We start from the raw sequence: 25,130 nt of genomic DNA, 5'->3' as shown, positions 1-25,130 counted from the left end.
ATATGCGCAATTCCTTTCCGGCGTGGCTGTACGCTCTGATCGTCGTCGTCATTCTGGGCGCGGGGCTTTATGCCGCGCCCAACCTGTTCCCGGAGGACCCGTCGGTCCAGATCGGGAACCCGACCACCGGCGAGATTGATCAGAACATCCGTGAACTGATGGGGACCATCCTCGGTGCCCAGGGTGTGACGCCGCATACGCTCGAAGAGCAGGATGATGGTCAGATCCTGTTGCGCTTCGAAACCACGGACGAGCAGTCGACAGCGGCCGAGATCTTGCGCAACGCACTGGATGACAACCACACCGTCGCACTCAACATGGCCCCGGCCACGCCGCGCTGGCTGCGGGCGATCAACGGCCAGCCCATGGCTCTCGGTCTCGACCTGCGTGGGGGGGTTCACTTCCTGATGGAAGTGGACCTGGATGCCGTGATCGGTACCGCGATGGAGCGATACTCGAACGAACTGCGCGGGCGCCTCCGGGAAGAACGCATCTCGTTCGACACCGTGGAGCGCGGCTCCCGCGATCTGTCCGTGATGTTCGAGAGCGAGGCGGATCGCGAAGCGGCGGAAGGCTGGCTCCAGCGCCAGTATCGCGATGAACTGGTCTGGGAGTCGCGGGGTTCGGGTGACACCAGCCGTCTGGTCGCGACCCTGGATGACGATCACCTGACGGAACTGCGCCGTCAGGCCCTGCAGCAGAATATCTCCACGCTGCGCTCGCGGGTCGACGAACTGGGCGTGGCAGAACCGATCATTGCCCAGCAGGGTGAGAACCGGATTGTGGTCCAGCTACCCGGCGTGCAGGACACGGCACGCGCGAAGGAGGTCCTGGGCGCGACCGCCACGCTCGAATTTCGCCTGGTATCGGAGAGTGGTGACGCCCAGGAGGCCGACGAGACAGGTCGCGCACCGTCGGGCACGCGGCTTTATCACGAACGCGACGGCACGCCGGTTCTGCTTCAGCGCCAGGTCATGCTGACCGGCGACTACATCACGGATGCCTCCTCGGGTATCGCCCAGGATACGGGCGGACCCGCGGTGTTCATCAACCTGGACGGGCAGGGCGCGCGGATCTTCTCGCGAGTGACATCCGATAACGTCGGCCGGCTGATGGCGACGGTGTTCATCGAAACAACGACCGAAACCGTTGAGGAAGATGGCGAACAGGTAATGCGTACCTCTCGCAGCGAAGAGGTGATTAACGTCGCGCGCATCAACGAGCCGCTGGGACGCCGATTCCAGATCTCCGGGCTGGACAGCAGCCGCGAGGCCCGCAATCTCGCACTGCTGTTGCGCGCGGGGGCTCTGGCCGCGCCGATGTCGATCGTCGAAGAACGCACGGTCGGCCCGAGCCTGGGGCAGGAAAACATCGATCGCGGCATGCAGTCGGTCGTGATCGGGTTCATCGCGGTAATGATCTTCATGATCCTGTACTACCGGGTGTTCGGGGTCATCGCGAACGTCGCCCTGGCGCTGAACCTGATCTTTATCGTCTCGGTGTTGTCAATGCTGCAGGCGACCCTCACCTTGCCCGGCATCGCGGGAATCGTGCTGACGGTAGGGATGGCCGTAGACGCCAACGTGCTGATATTTGAACGAATACGCGAGGAATTACGTAACGGACTGTCACCCCAGGCCGCCATCGCTTCGGGCTATGACCGCGCGTTCACCACGATTGCGGATGCCAATGTGACCACGCTTATTGCCGCTCTGGTGCTGTTCCTGTTTGGCACCGGCCCGATCAAGGGTTTCGCGATCACGCTGTCGATCGGGATCATCGCCTCGATGTTCACGGCGATCATTGTGACCCGCGCCATCGTCAACCTGACCTACGGGCGGCAGCGTCGGCTGAACCGCCTCGCTATCTGAGCGCCGGGAGACACATATGCTTCCGCATTTGAACTTCGCCGATTCGAATCTGAATTTTCTCGGCAAACGGAAATACGCGATCACCGTCTCGCTGATCCTGATCGTGATCTCCGTGGCGCTGCTGGCCACGCGGGGGCTGAACTTCGGGATCGACTTTACCGGCGGTACGCTGGTCGAGGTCGGATATCCCGAGGCCGTCGAGCTGGATCCGATCCGCGAGACACTGGCCGCAGGCGGCTTTTCCGGGGCACAGGTGCAGACCTTTGGCACCTCCCGCGATGTGCTGATTCGGCTGCCCCCGAGCGAGGATGACGACGACCCCGCAACCCTTTCCAACCGCGTACTCAATGTGCTGCAGGACGGCGGGCCGGACGACCCGGATCTACGGCGGGTGGAGTTCGTCGGGCCCGCCGTGGGCGAGGAGCTGCGCGAGCAGGGCGGGCTGGCGATGATCTACGCCCTGGCAGGGATTCTGATTTACGTGGCCGTTCGATTTGAGTGGCGTTTTTCGATCGGGTCGGTGCTGGCGTTGATCCACGACGTGGTGATCACGCTTGGCATCTTCTCGCTCTTGCAACTCGAGTTCGACCTGGGGGTGTTGGCCGCGGTGCTTGCGGTGATCGGGTATTCATTGAATGACACCATCGTTGTCTACGACCGAATACGGGAGAATTTCCGTATATTGCGCAAGAAGGGCACCGAAGAAGTCATGAATATCGCCGTGAACAAGACCCTGGCGCGTACGATCATCACCAGTACGACCACCTTGCTGGTGTTGTTTGCACTGGCCTTCCTGGGCGGCGCGGCGCTTCAGAACTTCTCGGTCGCGCTGATTATCGGCGTGATCGTGGGGACCTACTCGTCGATCTTTATCGCAGCGACGGCAGCCTTGCTTCTGGGCGTGGACCGCCAGGTGCTCCTGCCGGTGAAGAAGGAAGGCGCAGAGGAGGATCAGACGCCCTAGGGAGACGCTGATTTAATCGCACGTCCGCGTTGGTGCCCCCTGTTTTCCGAGACAAGGCGCGTCGTGTAGCGGGTAGTGGTTCTACCCGCCCGTTGCTGATTGATTCGGGGCGCAACGCAGGATCGGGGAACAGGGGGCACCAACCCCGCAAGCCATTTACTGCAGGGGCTCGGCCGCCCGTTTTTGATCAACAACGGGCGCGGGAACGGCGTTGCGGTTCCCTTGTGCAGAATGACTGCACGGCAGTCACCGCGCCTTGTTCCCACGCAAAAGCGACTCGAGCGCGGACGCGCGATTAAATCAGCGTCTCCCTAGGGGTGGCCCGTTTCAGTTGGGTATAAAAAAGCCCGGCAAGCCTTTGGCTGCCGGGCTTTTTTGGGTTGCGCTGGCAATCAGAACGCGAGGGCTTCCTTGATAATGCGCTCGACCAGTTCATTCACGGCCCGCAAGCTTTCCTTGGACTCTTTATCGCCGACCTCGGGTACCGGGGTATAGCCCATGTACACGACGCCGGGCTCGTCGGTCAGCTCGTAGACGGTGATGATGTAGGGGCAGAACACCATGTTGTGGGGATCGGCTTCCATCGTGGCCCGGGAATAGGTTGCGCTGCAGAAGTCCACTGACCTGCCATCCAGGTAGATACCCTCGCCGCTCTCCTGCCCGGCGGTACGGTCGAGCATGTTCGCGATGAAACCAACGTTGTTGATCACCAGACCTTCGGCAGAAATCGCTTCTTCCACCATCTCGAAGTAGTGATCGAAGTCGCCCTCGATCTTGAAGATCACGCGCTCGTCGGTGTCCATTACGGTTTCATAAGCACTGGCGGTCGCGCCCAGCGCCAGGCCCGCGCTCAGGGCCAGGGCGAGTACCGAACGGCACAGTAGTTGGGGCAGATGGGGGGATGCCTTCATGGTTCCTTCCTCGTAGTCGGTTCCAGGGGCCCGAGGCCCGCTTAGTCGAAGAAATGGCCTGCGAATCGGGTGCGCGGGCCCCAGTAGGGATTGTCGAGTTCCTCGATGCGGACTTGCCCGCGCGAACTGGGTGCGTGGACGAATCGGCCTTCACCGACATAGACCCCGACATGGTCGATTTGATTCCCGTTTATCGCGAAGAAGACGACGTCGCCGGGACTTGGGTCACCATCACGCTGGATGGCCGCCTCGGCCTGCTCGCCGGTCGTGCGGGGCACATCGCGACCCGCTTCGCGGTATGCGCGCTGTACCAGCGCGGAACAGTCGAGCCCGCTGGCGTCGGTACCGCCATAGCGATAAGGCGCATCCAGATGACCAAGCGCCGCAAGCACGACCTCCGAACGCTTCAGTTCCACCTCGGGCGTGTAGCTCATGGAGCCTTCGACTACCTGGGGCTCCGGGTCCACTTGGATCGGTTCCGGGGCAGGCCCACGTGGCTCGGGACTGCCCGCGCACCCGACCAGGACTAGTGCAAGCCCCAGCCCCAGAACAGGCAGGATACTGGCCGGCTCCAGCCCGTAGCCGGCCAAAGACCCCGGAAGACTAGAACATCTCGGTTTCTTCATAGCTTTCGGGCACCTGAAACAGGGCCTCGCTCAGTGGATCGGTGGACAGTCCTGCCAGCCGGGTTGTGACACCCTCGTATTCGCGAACCTCCAGCGGGATTCCCTCCACACGCGGGAGCAGGGACGCCCCCATCTGGGAAGCCATGGGCCCTCCCGCCTCGAGGGCGCGCAACGACAGCTCATAAAGCCGATCCATCAAGGCCCCGAGGGTCTGGAAATCGGATTCCTCCAGCCCCAGAGACTGCGCGTCGGCGACGCAGACCGTGCTCTGGGGGCGATCGTCGATCAAGACCTCGATCTCGCTACAGACAAACTCTCCGATATCCCGCTGTTCGCCGGTCTCGCGGGTACTGATATCGGCCTCGAATCCCTCGGGGCCGATGCCGAGCTGTTGTTTCAGCTGTTCGCGAACATCGGGGGGGAGCTGTTCCATCTGTCGGCGCAGGTCGCTGACCATGTCGGTCATCGCCTGTATCTGCTGGTCCATCACCTCGCGGGTCAGCGGCAAATAGGTCTGGTCGTCGTCGTCCACCACGGTGAGCTGGTCATTGCGTGCGTCGAACAACATGTAACCGGAAGTCCCGCTAATCGCCTCGTTCAACTCCATGCGGATCATGTGGTCACGCACCAGGATCTGACTCTCGAGCCCTTCGTCGTCGATGTAGTGCAAGAGAGCGTCGGCCTGGGCCGGCAGAGCCGCCGCCAGGGTCAGGAGGCCAGCGGCCGGGAGCAGGGCGAGAGTACGGGACATGAGCATTTGCAAGAGAGGAACCAGGGTCTATTGTGACATGGCCACGCGGGATCAGGCGGAAACCGGTTGCAAAAGCTGCCGTGCGAGTGCATCGGTGTCCAGGGGTTGTTCCGGCGCAACCTCCACCACCCCTTCCGCACCGGTTGGCCATTCCTGCTGCGGGCGTTGTTGCTGCATCACCTGGTAATCCGCATCGGAGGCATCCTGAGCAGCCGCTGCGCGCTGTTCGAGACGCTGGTGCAGTATCCGATCGCTGGCATGACAGGCGACCACCGCGAAGCCAGCCTGGTGGCGGGTGGCGAGCTTCTGGAATGGTGTCCGGTGGGCACGTGTCAGGAAGGTCGCGTCCACGATTACGGTATGGCCTAGTGCGAGAAGGGTATCGGCGCGCTCGCGCAGGTGAGAGTAGATCTGCCCGCGTGCCTCCTCGCTGTACGAGACCTCGTCGCCCATGCGCTTGCGCTCGATATCGGAGCGCAGCCGCAATGCCCCGAGGGCCTCGATAATTTGTGTACTGATCACGGTCTTCCCACTGCCGGATACGCCGTGCATCAGAATCAGGCGAGGCGTACCCGGCTCGGTCAGGCGTTCCGCCAGCGCAAGGTAACGGCCCATCTGCGCACGGTGTGCGGCCTGTTCGTCCGACGGCAAATGGGACTCTTGTGCATGGATGCCCTGCACCTTGGCTCGGATCAACGCACGATAGACCTGGTAGAGAGGAAGGAGTGCGAGCCCGGCGAAGTCTTCACGACCTTCGAGATACGCATTCAGCAATCGCCAGGCATGTGCACGCGCCTCGCGTGACAGAAGATCCATCGTTGTGAACGCGATCTCGGAGATCACGTCGATCCAGCGCAGATCGGGGTCGAACTCGATGGCGTCGAAGGCCGCGAGAGCTTCACCTCGTTCCGGGTCTTCGACATACACGATGTTGCCCAGATGCAGGTCGCCATGTCCGTGGCGGACAAAGCCCCCGCGGTGCCGCGACTCCAGAAACGGACCGAGACGGTCGATCTCGCGGCGGGTCCATCGTTCCAGCGCTGTCAGGCGGGCGCGCTCAGCTTCGCCACGTACTGCTTCCGAGAGCGCCGGAAAGTTATCCAGCATGGGCTGGGTCGCCGCCTCAAGAGTGCCATGAGGCGAGTCGGCGTCCGCCCGCTCCGTGCGTTCGTGAAACTCCGCGATGTAATGGCCAAGCGCGTCCATGGCCGCGCTTGGCAGTCGGCCTTTCTCCAGCAGGTTGTCCAGCTGCTTGCGGCGATCGAACCGACGCATGCACACGGCATAATCCAGGACTGGTCCTTCGCCGTTGATGCGCGGGGCCGTGGCCTCACCGTTCAGGGTCACCACGTCGAGATAGATCTGCGGGGCCAGGCGGCGGTTTACCTCCAGCTCGGTCTCGCAGAAGTGCTTGCGTGCCTCCAGCGTGGAAAAGTCCAGGAATCCCAGCGCCAGAGGCTTTTTGAACTTGTAGGCATAGTCACCCGCGAGGATGACCGTCGAGATGTGGGTCTCGATCCGCTGCACCTGGTCACGCGGCGCGGGTTCGGGAAACCCCAGTGTGGCAATCAGGGCCTGCAACTGTTGCTGATGTTCTTCCAGCGCGCTCATCACGTCTCCATCGGATTGCCGGCTCGCGATCGGGTGGACGGCTTTTGTGCCGATTCGTTCCCGGAAACGCTGCATCGCGGCATGCCCGTTCCTCCCGGTCAGGTTAACATTGGGGTGGTTCCCATTCCTTTCCGTGGTCTTCACACGCCCCCATGGCCCGAAAACGCACCGCTCGTTCCCGCCGAGGTTCTGCATCCCGAGGCCTGCGTCGCTTTCTTGGCGCGGGGGTGTGGCTGTTCGCGGGGCTGTTACTGGCCGGCATGGGCGTTGGCGCGATCTATGTGGTGTCGCTGGACCAGGAGATTCGCGAGCGCTTCGAGGGACAGCGCTGGGCCCTGCCGGCACGCGTCTATGCGCGGCCGCTGGAACTGTACGAAGGGCGGGTGCTCACGCCACAGGCACTCGAGACGGAACTCGAAGCCTTGAACTATCGCAGCAGTGAGCAGGGCAGTGGTCCGGGCGAGTATCGCGTGGATGGCAGCCGGGTGTCATTCACCACGCGGCCATTTACCTTCGGTGACGGGCCAGAACCGGCCCACTCGGTGCGGGTGGATTTTGCCGACGGACGCGTACAGTCCGTGCGCGAGCAGGAAAACGGCGGTCGCGTGGACCTGATGCGGGTCGAACCCCTGTTGGTCGGGAGCATATACCCGACCCATGGAGAAGATCGCATCCTGGTATCCATCGACGAGGTGCCGCGCGAACTGATTGGTGCGCTGCTGGCGATCGAGGATCGTCGCTTCATGTCGCACCGCGGGGTGGACCCGGCGGGTATTGCCCGTGCCGCCATGGCCAACCTGCGTGCGGGTCGGACGGTCCAGGGCGGCAGCACCCTGACACAGCAACTGGTCAAGAATTTTTATCTGACACGCGATCAGACCCTCGCACGCAAAGCCAACGAAGCGGTCATGGCCCTGTTGCTGGAGCGACGCTATTCCAAGCGCGAAATACTCGAGGCCTACCTCAACGAGGTGTATCTCGGCCAGGCGGGCGAACGGGCGATCCACGGATTCGGTCAGGGTTCCCAGTTTTACTACCAGCGCCCGCTGAACGAACTGCGGCTGGACCAGCTCGCCCTGTTGGTGGGGCTTGCGCGCGGCGCGAGTTACTACGATCCACGGCGGCATCCCCAGCGTGCCAAGGCACGTCGCGACCAGGTACTGCGCGCCATGCTGGAAACCGGCCTGGCCGATGCCGAGCAGATCGAGGCCGCTCTCGATACCGAACTGGATGTCTCCCCCGTGGTGCCGCAGGGACGCAGCCGTTTCCCGGCGTTTCTCGACATGGTGCGCCGCGAGCTGCGCGCCGACTACGCCGACGAAGACCTGCGCAGCGAGGGGCTCAGAATCTTCACCACGATGGATCCGGTCGTGCAGCTCACCCTGGAGGACCGACTGAAGTCGGGCGTCGATCGCGTGATCGAGCAACGCGGATCCAATCTGGAGCGGCTGCAGGCTGCAGCCGTCGTCACCGACCCGCAGGCGGGAGAGGTGCTCGCGGTAGTGGGGGATCGCAATCCGCAGTTTCCCGGCTATAACCGGGCGGTCGAGGCGCAGCGGCAGGTCGGATCGGTGTTGAAGCCTTTCGTCTATCTGGCTGCGCTGACGCAACCGGGGCGCTATACGCTTGCGAGCCTGCTCGATGACAGCCCGATGACCATCCAGCTGCCGCATGGTGAGCCCTGGACGCCGCGCAATTTCGACCGCGAGCACCGTGGCGACGTGACGGCCTGGGAGGCGCTCGTACAGTCCTACAACGTCGCCACGGTGCGGCTGGCCCAGGAGATCGGCATTTCGCAGCTGATCGACGTGCTACAGACGCTTGGCTTGCAGCGCACCCCGGCGCCGCTGCCGTCGCTGGCCCTCGGCGCGATTGAGTTGTCGCCGCTGGAGGTGGCCGGGTTATACCAGGCTCTGGCCAACGGCGGCTATGCGACCGGCACCCGGGCGATTCGGGACGTCCTCGACCTGGAGGACGAGGTCTTGTCCCACTACGGTCTGGAGCTGCGTGGCGCCGTACCGGACGGCGCCGTGAGCCTTCTGACGCATGCCCTGCATGATGTCACCACCGAGGGCACCGGGCGCCAGATCAGCCAGCGCCTCCCGGGGCGCGTTGTAGCGGGCAAGACAGGCACCACGAACAACTTTCGGGATAGCTGGTTCGCCGGTTTCGACGACCGTTACGTCACGGTGATCTGGCTGGGGATGGATGACAACGAAGCGACGGGCCTGACCGGAGGGGCGGCCGCGGCGCCCATATGGGCCGATGTGATGGCGGGTCTTGGCGCCCGTTCGCTGCGACTTGATCGTCACCCCGAGATTGCCTACCAGGAGATCGATCTGAAATCCGGCGGTCGTGTGGAACGGGAAGATCATGCCTGCGAGGCGGTGAAATCGCTTCCGTTCTGGCAGAATTCCATGCCCGAGAACCGTGCCGACTGCGATACGGGCCGAACCCCGGATGAACGGGGCTTCTTCGAGAGACTCTTCCGCTAATGATTCCAACTTCCCCCATTCACGTTCGCCTGCGGATTCGTCCACAACCGATCGGTGCGTTACTGACCGTCGTGTTCCTGGCTGCCTGTGCGGTACCGGAAACACGAGCACCCGCCCCAGAGGAACCGCCAGCGGCCGAGGCCCCGGAGCCGGAACCCATTCCGCACGAGGAGGCCCGCGATCGCGAGCCCGTGCCGGAGCCGGAGACCACACCGTCGGCCGCCCTGGCACTAGCCGAGCAGGCAGAGGGCTCACGCAGCGAGGGTAACCTCGAGCGTGCGGCTCAGCAGCTCGAACGCGCCCTGCGGATCGCTCCACGGGATGCATCGCTTTGGCATCAAATGGCCCGCATCCGGCTGGAGCAGGGCAACTATCCTCAGGCGGATCGCCTGGCCGGACGTTCGCTGCAACTCGACGGGGAGCGGGACCGCACCCTCGCGCTGGAGAACTGGCGTGTGATCAGGGCCGCGCGCGAGGCGATGGGCGACGAAGAAGGCGCGCGGGAGGCCCAGGACGCCATCCAGAGGCTGGAAACCGGCGTTGTCTGAGTTCGTCGAATCAGCTGTGTCGGCCACGTCCGAGTCGCCGGCGGTGCGCGCGCTAAGCCCCGGGGGGGACCTCGCGCAGGCGCTGCAGGGGTTCCGCCCGCGTGAGCCGCAGCAGCGCATGGCGGCAGCGGTGGAATCGGCCCTGGGGCAGGCACCAACGGCATTACTGGTCGAGGCGGCCACCGGGGTCGGGAAGACCTTTGCCTATCTTGTGCCGGTCCTGCAGGCGCGACGCAAGGCACTGGTTTCGACGGGCACCAAGACCTTGCAGGACCAGCTCTACGAGCGTGATCTGCCGACCGTCTGCTCGGCATTGGGCTATCGGCCGCGCACCGCGCTGTTGAAGGGCCGCGCCAACTACCTGTGCCACTACCGTCTGGAGCTCGCTGCCGCCGACGCCAGCGGGCAGACGCGGCGCAGTGCCCAGCGCGAACGAATGCCCGTGATCGAAGCGCTGCGCCAATTCGCGCGGACCCATCCGACGGGCGATCTGGGGCAGGCCGGGATCCTTGCCGAAGACTCGCCACTGTGGCCCCAGGTGACCTCGACGGTCGACAACTGCCTGGGCAGCGAATGTCCACAGTACAACGACTGCTTCGTAGTGCAGGCGCGCAAGCGCGCCCAGGATGCGGATGTCGTGGTGGTCAATCACCACCTCCTGCTGGCCGACATGGCGCTGAAGGAAGAGGGCTTTGGTGAACTCCTGCCCGAAGTGGACGCCGTGATCGTGGACGAAGCTCACCAACTCCCAGAAATTGCAGGTGCATTTTTTGGCGTTGCGGTAGGAAGCCGTGCATTGCGCGATCTGGCGCGTGATGTACGGCGGGAACAGGAGCAGGCGGCCTCCGACATGGTGGCGATTCGCGAGGCCGCAGTCGAACTCGAAACCGTGGTGAAAAAGCTGCTCGAGAGAACGCAGGGCATGGAATCGCGTGCGGCTTGGGAAGCCGTGAACGATCAGGGCCGGATGGATCCCCTGATCAAGGAACTTGAAGGGGCCCTGTGCGCGCTTGGCGATGCACTGGCGCCGGCCACCGAACGAGGCCCCGGGCTCGAACAGGTGCAGGGGCGTGTACTGCTGATGAGGGAACGCCTGCAGGCCTGGCGCGACGACACAGCGGATACCGTCGCCTGGGTCGAGCGATTCGCACAGAGCGTCATCCTGCACAGGACCCCGCTGGATGCGGCACGGCCGCTTGCTCAGCGTCGTGCTGCGCGTCCCGCGGCATGGGTGTTTACCTCGGCCACGCTGGCCGTTGGAGAAGACTTCACCCATGCGGCGCGGCGTCTGGGCCTGCCGGTGGATGTCGCCCAGGAGCGGCTGGAAAGCCCGTTCGACTTCGCCCGGCAGGCGTGCCTGGTACATCCGCACCCGCCACTGCCCAACCCGAACAGCCCGGACTATACCCGCGCCTGCGTCGCCTGGGCCTGGCCGTTGCTGCGGGATAACCCCGGTGGCGGGTTCTTTCTGTTCACCAGCCACCGAGCCTTGCAGGAAGCGGCAACCCTGTTGCGCGCCGAATTGCCCGACCGCGAACTGCTGGTGCAAGGCGAACAGCCTCGGGCCGACCTGCTGGCGAAGTTTCGCGAGAGTGGGACCGCCTGGCTGCTGGGCGCCCACAGCTTCTGGGAGGGCGTGGACATCCGGGGAGAGGCCCTGACGGTCGTGATTATTGACCGACTGCCATTCGCGGCGCCGAACGATCCCGTCTTGCAGGCCCGGGCTCAGGCTCTGGAGGCCGAAGGCCGCTCGCCATTCATGGAATTCAGCCTGCCGCAGGCGGTGCTGGCGTTAAAACAGGGAGCCGGGCGCCTGATTCGCGATGCCGATGATTCCGGGATTCTCGCCATCTGCGACCCGCGCCTGACCGGAAAGGCGTATGGACGTCGGTTCCTCGCCAGCCTGCCACCTTTCCATCGTACACGTGATCCGGTAGCAGCCTTGCAGTTTCTCGCGACGGCCCGGGAGCGTATCGGATGCGATTGATCGCCATCGAGACCTGTACCGAAATGTGCTCCGCCGCGCTGTGGGTGGATGGAGTCCTGGACTCGGTCGAGGCGCAAGCCCCACGCAAACATGGCGAGCTGATTCTTCGTCAGGTGGAGGAACTCCTCGCGCGAGCGGATATCGCTCGAACTTCGCTGGATGCCGTCGCCGTGGGGCGTGGACCCGGGGCGTTCACTGGCGTGCGCCTGGGGCTGGGGGCCGCACAGGGAATGGCCTTTGCTCTCGATCGCCCTGTCTTGCCCATCTCGACCCTGCAGGCGCTGGCGCAGCAGCTCGTACGCGAAGAGCCCGAGACATCTCCGGAGGAAGGACTCGCGGCCATCGATGCACGTATGGGCGAGGTGTACTGGAGCCTGAATGCCATCGTCGGCGGGCGCGCGCAGTCGGCCCAGGAGCAGGTATCGGCGCCAAGCCAGGTGCTGCCCGCATGGAGAGGCTCGCCGCAGCAGGGCATTGGCTCCGGATTTTTGGCCTATCCCGAGCTACTCGAGCGAAGTGGGCTAAGCCCGGGACGGGTATACCCGGATGCGTTGCCACGCGCGCGCGAGGTCGCCATGCTGGCCGTGGATGCGTGGGAGCGCGGCGAGGCCATAGCGCCCGAACACGCCCAGCCTGTTTACCTGCGCGACAACGTTGCGGAACCATCCAGGCCTCGAGGGTCGGGGGCATGACACCGGTATATCCCTGGCCAGCCCCGATCTCGGCGCGAGTAAAACAGGCCCCCGAAGATTTTTGCGTGTTCGAACTCCCAGCGACCGCGCCCGAAGGGAGCGGGGAACACCTCTGGCTGGAGGTCGAGAAGCGGTTGCTCAACACCGAGGATGTCGCCGTGGCTCTGGCGCGGGCATGCCAGGTACCGCGGGCACAGGTGAGCTATGCCGGGCGCAAGGACCGACAGGCCGTCACGCGCCAGTGGTTCAGCGTGCAGTGTACGACCAACGCCGAGCCGGACTGGCAATCGGCTTCAACCCTGACAGAACACATGAATGGGAGCGTCGAGGGCGAAGTTCGAGTACTGCGTGCGAAGCGGCATTCGCGCAAGCTGCGCACCGGCCATCTGGCGGGGAACCGCTTTGTCATCTGGCTGCGTGGCGTCACGGGTAATCGCGACGGGGCCGAGCAGGTCCTTCGGCGGATCTGTGAACAAGGGGTGCCGAACTACTTCGGTCAGCAACGATTCGGCCGCCGCAACCTGGAGCAGGCTGAGCGGTGGCTGGGTGGTGGACGGGCGCCCCGAGGACGCAACCAGCGCAGTCTGCTGCTGTCTTCGGCGCGTTCTGCAATATTCAACGCCGTGCTGGCCGAGCGTGTAAGCGACGGGACCTGGGCAAGTTTTCGGCCAGGTGACGTTGCAACCTTCCAGGGATCCGGCAGTGTGTTTGCGGTTCCCGAGGTCACGACCGACATCGAGCAGCGCCTGGCGACGGGCGTGATCCATCCGACGGGCCCGCTGTGGGGTCGGGGCGAACGATTGACGACGGGCGAGGTACACAGCCTGGAAGCGCACAGTGCCCGACGATTCGAAACCCTGGCGTCGGGGCTGGAGGCGCAGGGCATAAAGCCCGCGCGCCGGGCCCTGCGACTCCTTCCGGCGTCACTCGGCTGGGAATGGCAGGACAACGACCTGCGCCTGGAAATCGAACTCGGTCCTGGGGAATATGCGACCAGCATTCTTGACGCACTGATTGGCGAGGCGCCTGAAGCGGTCGCGCCGTAGTGGGGCGGGCTTCGCAAGGCAGCCCGGGACAGCCTTCAGGCGGAACGGGCCTCAGTCTGCTTGAGCTTTTGTTCCGCTTGTTCGGCGCGTTGCTCCGCCTCGACGCGGGCCGTGATGTCTTTCTGGATGCCAATGTAGTAGGTCAGCCGATCTTCGTCGTTGAACACCGGCGTGAGTGACAGCTCGTTCCAAAACAGCGAGCCGTCCTTACGGTAGTTGCGCAGTGTCACCCGGCAGGGCCGGTTTTCCTCCATCGCCGTGCGAATCTCCGAGCGCGCTTCCTGGCCGGTATCGTCCCCCTGAAGGAAACGACAGTCACGATAGAGGATCTCCTCGGAGCGATAGCCGGTCAGTTCTTCGAACGCGCGGTTCACGTAGATGAGGATGTTGTCGTCGCCTTCGCGTTCTGCGATGACGACGCCATCATTGGAAGCGTCTACGGCAAGGGCCAGGAGTTCGGCGTCAATCGTTCGCGTCATATTTGGTCAGATTCGTGTGCTGGGCAAGTGGCAGACCCGACCTGGGGACACCCTCGGTTCGGGTACTCTGCCGTTCTAAAAATAGCACGAATATGCTCTGACGCGGGCAATGTCGCCAACACACAAAAAAGCCGCCCGAAGGCGGCCTTTGAAGCACAAGGACTTGAGGCCTACATCTCGTGGGTGATCGTGAACGCGCCACGCACATCACCCTCGCTGAAGCCGGTGGCCTCATCGTCGGGATACAGACGCTCGAGCGCGTGTTTGACGTCGCTACTGATGTCAGTGCCATGGCAGGCCAGACATGCTCCGCCGGTAGGAATGGCCGCCATAAAGCGGAAGCGCGCGCCATCCTCGTCCTCAACGACCTCGTGGCGCGGATCCAGTTGGTCGGCCGGAGTGCCATCGGCACGCTGCGACTCAAAGTGCTCGAGCTGGATACGTTCCCACTCGTCCGGGCTGTTTTCCGGATTGCGGATTTTCAAGCTGGTGCGGCCGATGTCCCGGCCGAATTCGGCCGAAATCCTCTGCTCGATCTCGGGCGCACGCTCGTTGCACACCTCGATGGCCTGAATGGGGCCACCTTCTTCCATCGCCGCCATCAGTTCACTTTGAAGGGTGCTGGCGAACTGCTCTATCGCGGCACGACTCTGCGCGATCTGATCCTGCAGTTCTTCGTCGGTCATCTTGGTGGCGTCATCGTCGCCGAGAGCGTATCCGCTGGTACCGACGAACGCGGCCAGGCCAAGGGCGATCGGGGCTAGCTTCCAGTTCTTCATGGACAGGACCTCCCAATGCAATGTCCGTTGCGTCCCACAGGTCTGTACAATACCTATACAAAGCATGGTACGGATTGCTGGAGTTTGCAAGGATCGGTACAGGAAAAACGTGAACCACTTCCTGGCTTGAGTTTCCAGCGTAGAGCCTGGAATCAGTCTAGGCTCAAAAATCAGCGAATGGGAATATGTGACTGAAGTACATCTGCCGGCCGTTCTAACGTTAGGCTAACGGGCCGGCCCCGACGCGCGTTTCAGGAGGACGTAGACCGCACCGGTGCCCCCATCGGTGGGCGGGGCGGAACAGAACGCCAGTACGTCGTGCCGCTGGCGGAGCCAGTGATCGGTGAGTCCCTTGAGCACCGGCCCTCGCTGCCGTGAGCGCATGCCCTTGCCGTGAACCACGCGCACACAAAGCCGCCCGCGCTCGCGTGCCTGATCGAGAAACCGAGCGATGGCGTGTCTGGCTTCGTCCGCGAACATCCCGTGCATGTCGAGCTCGTCCTCCACACGGTAATGTCCATTGCGCAGCTTGCGAAAAACGCGGTGGCTGATGCCGTCGCGGGCATACCGCAATTCGTCGCCTGGCTGCAGGTCCGAGGCCCCGATGGGATCGCTTAGCCAGTCGGCACGGGCGGCCGCGTCATCCTGATCACGCTGGCGCGCACGGGCTGGCGGACGCGGCTTGCCTGTGTCCGCCTGATCATGGTGCAAGCGTCGCACATCGCCAATCGCACGCAGAAATTCATCCGTGTCGTCGGGCCTGTCGTTGGGATCATTGCCGGAGTTCATGGCAGGATACTCGCGTTTTCCGTGGCGTGGACGGAAAGAACTTCAGGGAAACGCTGAGGTTCATGACCGCGCTCGGTGTTCCGATTCCAGTATATTAGGCATCTTCCCGGTGACCCCCAATCCGCATGCGCATTCTGGTAAGTAACGACGACGGTATCCATGCGCCCGGCATCCAGTGTCTGGCGAATTGTCTGCGTGAGGTCGCCGAGGTGCGTGTGGTCGCGCCGGATCGCGACCGTAGTGGTGCGTCCAACAGCTTGACGCTGGTGCGACCCGTACGGGCGCGCGAGGTGGGTGGTGACGGAATTCAGGTCGACGGGACTCCGACGGATTGTGTGCATCTGGCCTTGACCGGTCTGCTCGGTGACTGGGAGCCGGATGTCGTGATTTCGGGAATCAATTCCGGGGCCAACATGGGCGATGACGTGCTCTATTCGGGTACCGTTGCGGCCGCCATGGAGGGCCGTTTTCTGGGCCTGCCGGCGATCGCGGTTTCGCTGGTGGGGATCGACCTTGAACACTATGATGCGGCGGGTCGTATCGTCCTGGACTTGCTGGACCGTATACACCGCGTGCCGCTGCCGGCTGCCACGATCCTGAACGTCAATGTCCCGGATCTGCCGCGCGAACGCATTCGTGGTGTACAGGCGACGCGTCTGGGTAACCGCCATCGTGCGGAGCCGATGATCGCGGACGCCGACCCCCGCGGGCGCCCCATCTACTGGGTCGGTCCGGCGGGGTCGGAACAGGACGCCGGTCCGGGTACGGATTTTCATGCAGTACGTGAGGGATATGTGTCGGTGACTCCAATTCAGGTGGATCTAACGCGTTACGACGCCATCGATACGGTAGGTCGCTGGCTGGAGGATGGAGCGCCGGGGAGCCACCATGGTTCCTGATGCGCGCGGCGCGGGGTTGACGTCGGGGAGAGCACGCGAGCGGCTGCTCCGTTTGCTGGAAGGGCAGGGTATCCACAATCCTCGTGTGCTCGAGGCCATTCGTACGGTGCCTCGGCATATGTTTGTCGAAGAGGCACTGAGCCATCGCGCCTACGAGAACATCGCGCTGCCTATTGGCCATCGGCAGACGATTTCGCAGCCATTTATCGTGGCGCGGATGACCGAGGCGCTGCTCGAGGGCGGCCCTGTGAGTACGGTACTGGAGATTGGCACCGGTTCGGGATATCAGGCGGCGGTACTGGCTCAACTGGTGGATCGGGTCTATTCCGTCGAACGCATCCAGGCGCTGAGCCGCAATGCACGGGAATTGCTGAGTCGCCTGGGGATCAACAACGTCAACCTTCGACACGGCGATGGGGCAGAGGGGTGGCCGGAACGGGCACCATTCGACGGCATCATCCTGACCGCCGCGCCACACAATGTTCCGGAAACGCTCCTGACACAGCTCGCTCTCGATGGTCGCCTGGTGGCTCCGGTGGAGGGCCCGGACGGACGGCAGCAACTGGTGCGCTATACGCGTACCGAAGAGGCCTACGTGCGCGACATCCTCGATGCGGTCATGTTCGTTCCCATGTTGCCGGGAGCCGAGCAGTGAGGTTTCCGCGTGTTCCGGCATGATGGTTCTCCCCCGAAGGGTATCGCGTGAAGCTGTTTGAGCCACTTTATGACCGTGTGATGCAGTGGTCGCGGCACCGACATGCTCCGCGTTACCTGGCGACGCTGTCATTCGCCGAATCCTCCTTTTTCCCGGTGCCGCCCGATGTCATGCTGGCACCGATGGCGGCCGCCCGTCCGCGGGCGGCCTGGCGCCTGGCCGCCCTCACGACGATCTTCTCCGTGCTGGGAGGGCTGCTGGGCTACCTGATCGGCTGGGCGGCTTTCGAAGGAATCGGACCATGGCTGGAACGCTGGGGATATGGCGAGGAACTCGCACAGGCCGAGGCCTGGTTCAGCGTCTGGGGGGTCTGGGTCGTGCTGATCGCCGGGTTCTCGCCGATCCCCTACAAGCTGTTTACGGTGACGGCGGGCGCCCTGTCCATGGCCCTAATCCCATTCGTGATCGCTTCGTTGATCGGACGCGGGCTGAGGTTCTTCCTCGTGGCGTTGGTGATGGCCTGGGCAGGACCCCGAGCCGAGCAGCACCTGCGGCCCTATATGGAGCGCATTGGCTGGGCGGGGGTAGTGGTTCTTCTGGGCGCGATGGTGATCGTGCTGTTCATGGAATAGCACCTTGAACCGGCGATTCGCTCAAGTGCTTTTACTGATAGCCATCGCCGGTCTGGTGGTTGCTCTGGTCACCGGCTGTGCCACACGAGCCCCCACGACCACCGACTCTCCCCGCACCAGCGATATCCCCACAACGCACACCGTTCAGCGCGAAGAAACCCTGTACCGCATCGCCCAGCGTTATGGCCTGAATTGGCGCGAACTGGCCCAGCGCAACGCGATCAGTGCCCCGTACATCATCTATCCCGGTCAGGAGCTACGCCTGCGCGGGACCGCGCGCTCGTCACCACCACAGGCACCCCGCCAGGAACGCGAAGACCAGCAGACCGCGAGTCGTAGCGACAGTGACAATGGGTCCTCTCGCGAAACGCAACGCTCGGATCCACCGCCCGATGATCCGGGTGACTGGCAGTGGCCGGCAGACGGGGATGTCCTTCGCGGCTTTTCGAGCAGTGGGACGCGGCGAGGCCTCGCCATTGGCGGGGAGCGTGGTGATGACGTGCGGGCCACCCGGTCGGGGGAGGTAGTCTATGCAGGTGGAGGCCTGGTGGGGTATGGTCGACTGATCATCCTGAAACACGACGCGCGTTTTCTGAGTGCCTATGGCCACAACGACGAATTGCTGGTCTCCGAAGGGGATCAGGTCGAGGCCGGCGACACGATTGCGCGTCTTGGGTCATCGGGCGCGGAGCGCCCAATGCTGCACTTCGAGATAAGGGTAGATGGAACACCCGTGGATCCGACCCGATACCTGCCGGATCGCTAGATAAATAAAGGGAGTACAGGGCATCCATGGCTAAATCCCGGAAGCCGGTTGATTCGGAACTGGACGAAGAACACCTGATGGACGACGGAACCGGCCTGTCAGGTGAGAACGAGCCCGCCGCCGACCACATCCGCGCGACCGACGACCCCCTGGCGGCTCGAGAAAACCCTGAAGAAGAAGAGTTGCCCGCCCCGGATGACGAGAAGGAACTTTCCCCGGAACGTGACGTTCCAGTGCGCCCCCGCACGCTGCGCGATGCACGTCCGGCCGAGCTCGACGCTATCCAGATCTATCTGCGCGATATCGAATATCGACCACTGCTGACGCCGGAGGAAGAACGCACGTACGCGCGTCTGGCTCGCGACGGCGACGAATCCGGGCGGCGGCGCATGATCGAGTGCAACCTCCGGCTGGTGGTGAAGATCGCGCGACGCTACCTGAATCGTGGTCTCCCGCTTCTGGATTTGATCGAGGAGGGCAACCTGGGCCTGATGCACGCGGTGGAGAAGTTCGATCCCGAACGCGGTTTCCGCTTCTCGACCTACGCGACCTGGTGGATTCGGCAGACCATCGAGCGTGCCTTGATGAACCAGGGGCGAACCATCCGTATCCCCGTGCATGTGAGTAAGGAATTGCGCATGCACGCGCGCATCGCCCGCAACCTGACCCAGGAGCTGGGCCGCGACCCCACCGAAGAAGAACTGGCACAGCGCCTGGGCAAGCCGGTTGCGGAGATTCAGAAACTTAGGGCAATGTCGGAGCCTTCGACTTCCATGGATCTACCGCCGGGCCCGGATGGTGAGCGTTCGCTAACGGATATTCTGGCCGATGTGAACGCGCAGGAGCCGTCCTCGTTGCTGGAGGATCAGGACCTTCAGCACCTCGTGGAGGAGTGGCTGGGAGAGCTGGATTACAAACAGCGTGAGGTACTGGTGCGGCGCTTCGGGCTGCACGGGTTCGAACGTTCGACGCTGGAACAGGTGGGCGACGAGATCGGGGTGACGCGGGAACGCGTGCGCCAGATCCAGATGGATGCGCTCAAACGCCTGCGGCGGCTGCTTGAATCGCGCGGTATGAAGGGCGATGAGGTACTGCCCAATTCCTGAAAGCGCTGCCGCGTCTCCCTCAGCGGTCACCGTCGATGATCAGTGCAGCGGCCACCTCACGACCTTCGGCCATGATCAGGTTGTAGGTGCGGCACGCAGCGGCCGTATCCATGATCTCCACGCCAAACCCCTCGTGACGCAGGTAGCGCCATACACCCCGATCCGGGAAGCGTTGTACCTCGCCTGTGCCGATCAGCAACACCTCCGGGGGGTGGTCAATCACGGACTGAAGGTGCTCCACTGCCAGGTCTTCGACATTCTCGACCGGCCAGTTTTGCTCCAGCGCATTCGGCCGCACGATCAGGCTTTGGGTATACCCGACCTGATTGATCCCCACCGCGCCCGACTCGTAGCCGGTCACGATGTAGGTTTCCTCGCTGGTGACTTCGGAGAACAGCATGGCTACACGCTACTCCGGGCGGGAGACAGGCTCAAGAACAGGCGTTCGCCGCGCGGTCAGTTTGGTGGCCGATTCGTTGACAGAGACGGGCCCGGGTTATACTTTGGCGCGCTTTCCGGTGCGGTATTTAAGGGGATTCCGCGGCGTTCCCCCCAGACCTGCCGCCGGCTCGCTTGGCCCAACCAGGACCTGACCCGTGACCGACGTCTTTCCCCGTATCGAGCGCCTCCCGCCCTACGTCTTCAACATTGTGAACCAGTTGAAGGCCGAGGCACGCGCGCGCGGCGAGGACATTATCGACTTCGGTATGGGCAATCCGGATCAGCCGACCCCGGATCACATTGTCGACAAGCTCTGTGAGGCCGCGCAGCGCGGCGACACCCACCGCTATTCGGTTTCCAAGGGGATCCCGCGCCTGCGCAGGGCGATCACGCGCTGGTACAAGAGCACCTTCGATGTGGACTTGGACCCCGAGACCGAGGCGATCGTGACCATCGGCTCCAAGGAAGGCCTTGCCCACCTGGCGCTGGCAACCCTGGGGCCGGGCGACGCGGTACTGGTTCCGAATCCCGCCTATCCGATCCACCCCTACGGTTGTGTCATTGCCGGAGCCGACGTACGCCATGTGCCGCTTACGCCGGAAGTGGATTTCTTCGCCGAACTCGAGCGGGCAATTCAGGATTCCTGGCCCAAGCCCAAGATGCTGATCCTGAACTTCCCGGCGAATCCGACCACGCAATGCGTGGACCGGGAGTTTTTCGAGCAGGTCGTGGCGATCTGCAAGGAGCACGGCATCTGGATCGTGCACGACCTGGCCTATGCCGAGATCAGCTTCGACGGCTACAAGGCTCCGTCGATCCTGGAAGTGCCAGGTGCGAAGGAGCTCGCGGTCGAGTTCTACACGCTGTCGAAGACCTACAACATGCCTGGCTGGCGTGTCGGGTTCATGTGCGGCAATCCAACCCTGGTGGCCGCGCTTGCGCGTATCAAATCCTATCTGGATTACGGCACGTTCACGCCGATTCAGGTAGCCGCCATTGCCGCACTGGAGGGCCCGCAGGACTGCGTCGAGGAGATTCGGGAGCTCTATCGTTCGCGCCGGGATGTGCTCTGCGAGGGGCTCGGCAAGCTGGGCTGGCAGGTGGAGAAACCGAAGGCGACCATGTTTGTCTGGGCGCCGATCCCCGAGCCCTACCGCGAGATGGGATCACTCGAGTTCGCCAAGAAGCTGCTGCGTGATGCCAAGGTGGCCGTCTCGCCGGGTGTCGGCTTCGGCAACTATGGTGACGACTTCGTGCGCTTCAGTCTGATCGAGAACGAGCAGCGCACGCGCCAGGCACTGCGCGGGATCAAAGCCATGTTCCGTGCCGATTCGATCCTCGCGGACGCGGCCACGGAGCCGGCAGCGCCCGCACGAGGCCAGTAGCCAGCAGGAATTCATCCGGGCTTCAACGCCCGAACTTAGACAAAGCAAGGCTTTTATGACGCCGGTAAAGATTGGAATCCTGGGACTCGGTACGGTTGGCTGCGGCACGGTCAATGTACTCGAACGAAACGGCATCGAGATCGCGCGCCGGGCAGGGCGCGGCATTCAGGTCGTAGCCGCCGCCGCGCGCGATGTCGAGCGAAGCCGCGAATGCAACTGCGAACAGATTCGCCTCACGACGGATCCGGCACAGGTGGTCAACGACCCCGAGGTCGAGGTCGTAGTCGAATTGATGGGCGGCACCGACCCGGCACTGAACCTGACCCTCGCCGCGATCGATGCCGGCAAGCACGTGGTCACCGCGAACAAGGCCCTGATCGCACTGCACGGCAACACGATCTTCCAGCGCGCCCAGCAAAAGGGCGTGATGGTCGCGTTCGAGGCTGCGGTGGCCGGGGGCATCCCGATCATCAAAGCCATCCGCGAGGGTTTGGCCGGCAACCAGATCGAATGGCTCGCCGGGATCATCAACGGGACCGGCAACTTCATTCTGACGGAGATGCGCGACAAGGGCCGCGACTTTGACGACGTGCTCGCCGAGGCCCAGGCGCTGGGGTATGCCGAGGCCGACCCGACCTTCGACGTAGAGGGCATTGATGCCGCGCACAAACTGGCGATCCTGGCGTCCATCGCCTTCGGTATCCCGCTGCAGTTCGACCGTGTGGCGGTCGAGGGCATCAGCAATATCACCCGCGAGGACGTCGGCTTCGCCGCCGAGCTGGGCTATCGCATCAAGCATCTGGGGATTGCCCGGCGCACCGACAAGGGCTACGAACTGCGAGTGCACCCGACCCTGATCCCGGAACGTCGGCTGATCGCCAACGTGGATGGTGTAATGAACGCGGTTCTGGTCAATGCCGACGCGGTGGGGCCGACGCTGTACTACGGGGCGGGTGCCGGTGCCGAGGCCACCGCCTCCGCGGTGGTGGCCGATCTGGTGGATGTCGTGCGCGCACTGACCACGGATCCCGAGAACCGGGTCCCGCATCTTGCTTTCCAGCCGGATGCTCTGTCGGACAAGCCGGTGCTGGATCTGTCCGAGGTGGAGACGTCCTTCTACCTGCGCCTGCGTACACAGGACCGTCCGGGCGTGCTGGCCGATATCACCCGCATCCTGGGTGAGCACGGCATCAGTATCGAGGCGATTCTGCAGCGCGAGCCGGATCCAGAGCGCGGCGAGGCCACGATCATCATGCTCACGCACAAGGTCCGCGAGGGCGCGATGAACGAGGCGATCGCCGCGCTCGAAGCACTGGATCACCTGCTGACCCCGATTACTCGCATCCGCATGGAAGGTCTGGGGCGCTAGGGAAACACTGGTTAATGTACACACTCGCGTTGGCACCCCAGGTTTTCCGAGACAAGGCGCGGTGCGCAGCCGGTAGTGGTTCTACCGGCAAGGGCCGCAACGCAGGATCGGGGAACCTGGGGTGCCAACCCCACAAGCCATTGAAAGCAGGGGCTCGGCCGCCCGTTGTTATCGAAAATGGGCGCGGGAACAGCGTTGCGGCTCCCTTGTGCAGAATGACTGCACGGCAGTCACCGCGCCTTGTTCGCGCGCAAAAGCGACTCGAGCGCGAGCGTGTACATCAATCAGTGTTTCCCTAGAGCTCCTCCTTTCGCAACGACAAAGAGAACACCATGGCCTTTGGACATCGCTATACCGGACTGATCGAGCGCTATCGCGACCGCCTGCCGGTGCACGACGACACACGCATCATCTCGCTGGGCGAGGGCAATACGCCGCTGATCCGCCTGAACAACATCCCGCGCGATCTGGCGCGCGAGGTGGAGATATACGTGAAGTTCGAGGGCCTGAACCCCACCGGTTCGTTCAAGGACCGCGGCATGACCATGGCCGTCACCAAGGCCGTTGAAGAGGGCTCCCGCGCGATTGTCTGTGCCTCCACCGGCAACACCTCGGCCGCGGCCGCCGCCTATGCGGCACGAGCCGGGATCACGGCATTCGTCGTAATTCCCGATGGCAAGATTGCGATGGGCAAGCTGGCCCAGGCGATGATGCACGGCGCCACCGTGATTCAGATCGAGGGCAACTTCGACGACGGCATGCGCCTGGTGAAGGAGGTCGCCTCCAACACGCCGGTGACGTTGGTGAACTCGGTTAACCCGTATCGCCTGCAGGGGCAGAAGACCGCGGCATTTGAGATCGTCGAGGAACTGGGCCGCGCCCCGGATTATCACTGCCTGCCGGTGGGCAACGCGGGCAACATCACCGCGCACTGGATCGGCTACAGCGAAATGGCGGCCAAGAGCAGCGACGACGTGACCGATGCGTGCTCCTACTGCAAGGGCCACTGCAAGTACGCCGGCGGCGGCATGGTGGGCAACCGCCCTCACATGGTCGGATATCAGGCCGCCGGGTCCGCGCCGTTCATGCGTGGAGCGATGGTCGACAGTCCGGACACCGTGGCGACGGCGATCCGTATTGGGCATCCACAGTCCTGGGACATGGCCTGGAAGGTGCGCGAGGAATCCAACGGCTGGTTCGATGAATGCCAGGATGACGAAATCCTGGCTGCACAGAAGCTTTTGGCCGAGAAGGAGGGCGTCTTCTGCGAGCCCGCGTCAGCCGCGTCACTGGCCGGCGCCCTGCGCGATATCCGCGAGGGCAAGATTCCGGAGGGCTCCACCGTAGTGTGCACCCTTACGGGTAACGGGCTGAAGGACCCGGACACCGCGATTGCCCAGAGCGTGATACAGCCGACCAAGGTCCCGGCGGAGCTTGACGCTGTCTCCCGCGCGATCCGCGACAACCTGGCCTGAGGGGGCCGCCTGGCAGTGGTAGGTCAGGGCTTGCTGCGCAGATCCAGATCATACAGCGTATCGCCCCCCAGGCGGAAGATCCTGCAGGGCGGACGCAGCGCCTGATCCAGCGTTTCGATATCGGGCAGGGTAATGCCGTGCCGCCCCGACCCAATCAGCATTGGGGCAACCGTCAGATGCAGGCGATCCAGGGTGTCACTGGCCAGAAAGCGGGATACCGTTTGGCCTCCGCCCTCGACCAGCAACCGATGAAGTCCATGATCCGCTGCCAGACGGTCCCGAATCTCCGGTGGAGCGAAGCGTCCGCTGTGGTCCGTGGGCATCTCCACGCATTGGACGTGGTCGGGCATCTCGCAGGGACCAAGGCCCGCTGCGTGCAGGACAAGCGTTTTCACCTCGCCGTCCTGGAAGACGCGGGCACTGGAGTGGATCCGCCCGTCCGGATCGAGGATTACACGCACCGGGTGGGCTCCTTCGGCCTTGCGAACGGTCAGGCGCGGGTCATCGGCCACCACGGTGCCTGCACCCACTACGACGGCATCGACCAATGCACGCAGCCGATGCAGGTGCTCGATATCCTCTGGACCGGTTACAAACTGGGAATGTCCGGTGTGAGTGGCGATGCGACCGTCCAGGCTCTGGCCCAGTTGCGCCACGGTAATGCTTTCGGCCTCGATGATCGGGCCGTACAGTTCCAGCAGGTCGTGTGCCGCCGGGGCAAGAGGACCGGGCAGGGGGCAACAGCCCGGGTCGGCGCGCTGCGCCAGCAGCCAGCGCCAGGCCTCTTCTTCGGTCACCGGGTAGGCAGTCATGCCGGTAAAACCCAGGTTTCGCGACCCTCCGGGGGCACATG

The 25,130-nt window shown here is 63.6% G+C and carries 24 protein-coding genes; 15 read left to right on the top strand and 9 right to left on the bottom strand.

Annotation, left to right across the window (positions count from 1 at the left end):
- Positions 1–2 precede the first annotated feature (2 nt).
- Both secD and secF read left to right on the top strand, forming a co-directional pair.
- Positions 3–1,871 (top strand): protein translocase subunit SecD, encoded by a 1,869-nt coding sequence (secD, locus tag F623_RS0106785; protein WP_018868664.1) that lies wholly within the window; start codon positions 3–5, stop codon positions 1,869–1,871.
- A gap of 16 nt (positions 1,872–1,887) precedes the next feature.
- Complete coding sequence (secF, locus tag F623_RS0106780) at positions 1,888–2,835, top strand: protein translocase subunit SecF (RefSeq protein ID WP_018861440.1); 948 nt, start codon at positions 1,888–1,890, stop codon at positions 2,833–2,835.
- A gap of 392 nt (positions 2,836–3,227) precedes the next feature.
- On the opposite strand, the gene F623_RS0106775 is transcribed toward secF, so the two are convergent.
- The 4 genes from F623_RS0106775 to F623_RS0106760 all read right to left on the bottom strand — a co-directional run bounded on the left by F623_RS0106775 (position 3,228) and on the right by F623_RS0106760 (position 6,734).
- A complete protein-coding gene (locus F623_RS0106775) occupies positions 3,228–3,746 on the bottom strand; it encodes a DUF302 domain-containing protein (protein WP_018868195.1) in 519 nt (172 codons plus the stop codon).
- 41 nt (positions 3,747–3,787) lie between these two features.
- On the bottom strand, positions 3,788–4,288 hold the full coding sequence (locus F623_RS0106770; protein WP_231367695.1) for a C40 family peptidase: 501 nt from the start codon (positions 4,286–4,288) through the stop codon (positions 3,788–3,790).
- A 61-nt stretch (positions 4,289–4,349) separates the two neighbouring features.
- Positions 4,350–5,123, bottom strand: a complete 774-nt coding sequence (locus tag F623_RS0106765) for a hypothetical protein (protein ID WP_018868196.1) — start codon at positions 5,121–5,123, stop codon at positions 4,350–4,352.
- Between the two features lie 51 nt (positions 5,124–5,174).
- Positions 5,175–6,734: a bifunctional aminoglycoside phosphotransferase/ATP-binding protein gene (locus tag F623_RS0106760; protein WP_018868197.1), complete on the bottom strand. Its 1,560-nt coding sequence runs from the start codon at positions 6,732–6,734 to the stop codon at positions 5,175–5,177.
- A 152-nt stretch (positions 6,735–6,886) separates the two neighbouring features.
- Here F623_RS0106760 and mrcB point away from each other — a divergent pair, with 152 nt between their 5' ends.
- Genes mrcB through truD form a run of 5 tightly spaced genes read left to right on the top strand, consistent with a single transcriptional unit; the run spans position 6,887 to position 13,502 of the window.
- Positions 6,887–9,229 (top strand): penicillin-binding protein 1B, encoded by a 2,343-nt coding sequence (mrcB, locus tag F623_RS0106755; protein WP_155984194.1) that lies wholly within the window; start codon positions 6,887–6,889, stop codon positions 9,227–9,229.
- Entirely contained in the window at positions 9,229–9,777 is a 549-nt protein-coding gene (locus tag F623_RS0106750) for a tetratricopeptide repeat protein (protein ID WP_018868199.1), read from the top strand. The genes mrcB and F623_RS0106750 overlap by 1 nt, the downstream gene beginning before the upstream one ends.
- Positions 9,778–9,820: 43 nt before the next feature.
- Positions 9,821–11,764, top strand: coding sequence for an ATP-dependent DNA helicase (locus tag F623_RS0106745; RefSeq protein WP_026279347.1), 1,944 nt, complete (start codon positions 9,821–9,823; stop codon positions 11,762–11,764).
- Positions 11,755–12,456: a tRNA (adenosine(37)-N6)-threonylcarbamoyltransferase complex dimerization subunit type 1 TsaB gene (gene tsaB, locus F623_RS0106740; protein ID WP_018861431.1), complete on the top strand. Its 702-nt coding sequence runs from the start codon at positions 11,755–11,757 to the stop codon at positions 12,454–12,456. Before F623_RS0106745 ends, tsaB begins: the two co-directional genes overlap by 10 nt.
- Entirely contained in the window at positions 12,453–13,502 is a 1,050-nt protein-coding gene (truD, locus tag F623_RS0106735; protein WP_196799765.1) for a tRNA pseudouridine(13) synthase TruD, read from the top strand. Before tsaB ends, truD begins: the two co-directional genes overlap by 4 nt.
- A gap of 35 nt (positions 13,503–13,537) precedes the next feature.
- Here the strand turns inward: truD and F623_RS0106730 are convergent, their stop codons facing one another.
- The 3 genes from F623_RS0106730 to F623_RS0106720 all read right to left on the bottom strand — a co-directional run bounded on the left by F623_RS0106730 (position 13,538) and on the right by F623_RS0106720 (position 15,549).
- Positions 13,538–13,981, bottom strand: coding sequence for a PAS sensor domain-containing protein (locus F623_RS0106730; protein ID WP_018861429.1), 444 nt, complete (start codon positions 13,979–13,981; stop codon positions 13,538–13,540).
- Positions 13,982–14,151: 170 nt separating this feature from the next.
- The gene (locus F623_RS0106725; RefSeq protein ID WP_018868202.1) at positions 14,152–14,760 is read right to left on the bottom strand and encodes a DUF3365 domain-containing protein; all 609 of its coding nucleotides are present in this window, start codon (positions 14,758–14,760) and stop codon (positions 14,152–14,154) included.
- A 225-nt stretch (positions 14,761–14,985) separates the two neighbouring features.
- On the bottom strand, positions 14,986–15,549 hold the full coding sequence (locus F623_RS0106720) for a Smr/MutS family protein (protein WP_018861427.1): 564 nt from the start codon (positions 15,547–15,549) through the stop codon (positions 14,986–14,988).
- Positions 15,550–15,674: 125 nt separating this feature from the next.
- On the opposite strand from F623_RS0106720, the gene surE reads away from it, so the two are divergent.
- From surE to rpoS, 5 genes are read left to right on the top strand one after another with little or no spacing between them, the layout of a single operon-like run.
- The gene (gene surE, locus F623_RS0106715; protein WP_018861426.1) at positions 15,675–16,448 is read left to right on the top strand and encodes a 5'/3'-nucleotidase SurE; all 774 of its coding nucleotides are present in this window, start codon (positions 15,675–15,677) and stop codon (positions 16,446–16,448) included.
- Entirely contained in the window at positions 16,438–17,103 is a 666-nt protein-coding gene (locus F623_RS0106710) for a protein-L-isoaspartate(D-aspartate) O-methyltransferase (RefSeq protein WP_026278653.1), read from the top strand. The genes surE and F623_RS0106710 overlap by 11 nt, the downstream gene beginning before the upstream one ends.
- 47 nt (positions 17,104–17,150) lie before the next feature.
- On the top strand, positions 17,151–17,735 hold the full coding sequence (locus F623_RS0106705) for a YqaA family protein (RefSeq protein ID WP_018861424.1): 585 nt from the start codon (positions 17,151–17,153) through the stop codon (positions 17,733–17,735).
- Positions 17,736–17,739: 4 nt separating this feature from the next.
- A complete protein-coding gene (locus F623_RS0106700) occupies positions 17,740–18,501 on the top strand; it encodes a peptidoglycan DD-metalloendopeptidase family protein (protein ID WP_026279348.1) in 762 nt (253 codons plus the stop codon).
- 26 nt (positions 18,502–18,527) lie between these two features.
- The gene (rpoS, locus tag F623_RS0106695) at positions 18,528–19,607 is read left to right on the top strand and encodes an RNA polymerase sigma factor RpoS (protein WP_018861422.1); all 1,080 of its coding nucleotides are present in this window, start codon (positions 18,528–18,530) and stop codon (positions 19,605–19,607) included.
- A gap of 19 nt (positions 19,608–19,626) precedes the next feature.
- On the opposite strand, the gene F623_RS0106690 is transcribed toward rpoS, so the two are convergent.
- On the bottom strand, positions 19,627–20,007 hold the full coding sequence (locus F623_RS0106690; protein WP_018861421.1) for an Mth938-like domain-containing protein: 381 nt from the start codon (positions 20,005–20,007) through the stop codon (positions 19,627–19,629).
- A gap of 196 nt (positions 20,008–20,203) precedes the next feature.
- On the opposite strand from F623_RS0106690, the gene alaC reads away from it, so the two are divergent.
- From alaC to thrC, 3 genes are all read left to right on the top strand, one after another.
- On the top strand, positions 20,204–21,433 hold the full coding sequence (gene alaC / locus F623_RS0106685) for an alanine transaminase (RefSeq protein ID WP_018861420.1): 1,230 nt from the start codon (positions 20,204–20,206) through the stop codon (positions 21,431–21,433).
- A gap of 55 nt (positions 21,434–21,488) precedes the next feature.
- Positions 21,489–22,802 (top strand): homoserine dehydrogenase, encoded by a 1,314-nt coding sequence (locus F623_RS0106680; RefSeq protein ID WP_018868204.1) that lies wholly within the window; start codon positions 21,489–21,491, stop codon positions 22,800–22,802.
- Positions 22,803–23,134: 332 nt separating this feature from the next.
- A complete protein-coding gene (thrC, locus tag F623_RS0106675) occupies positions 23,135–24,277 on the top strand; it encodes a threonine synthase (RefSeq protein ID WP_018861418.1) in 1,143 nt (380 codons plus the stop codon).
- Between the two features lie 23 nt (positions 24,278–24,300).
- On the opposite strand, the gene F623_RS0106670 is transcribed toward thrC, so the two are convergent.
- Positions 24,301–25,089: a RibD family protein gene (locus F623_RS0106670; protein ID WP_018861417.1), complete on the bottom strand. Its 789-nt coding sequence runs from the start codon at positions 25,087–25,089 to the stop codon at positions 24,301–24,303.
- Positions 25,090–25,130: the final 41 nt, after the last annotated feature.

Origin of the sequence: Thioalkalivibrio sp. ALD1 (assembly GCF_000381245.1) — a bacterium.
GTDB lineage: Bacteria > Pseudomonadota > Gammaproteobacteria > Ectothiorhodospirales > Ectothiorhodospiraceae > Thioalkalivibrio.
This window is presented reverse-complemented; position numbering and strand designations above follow the sequence as displayed.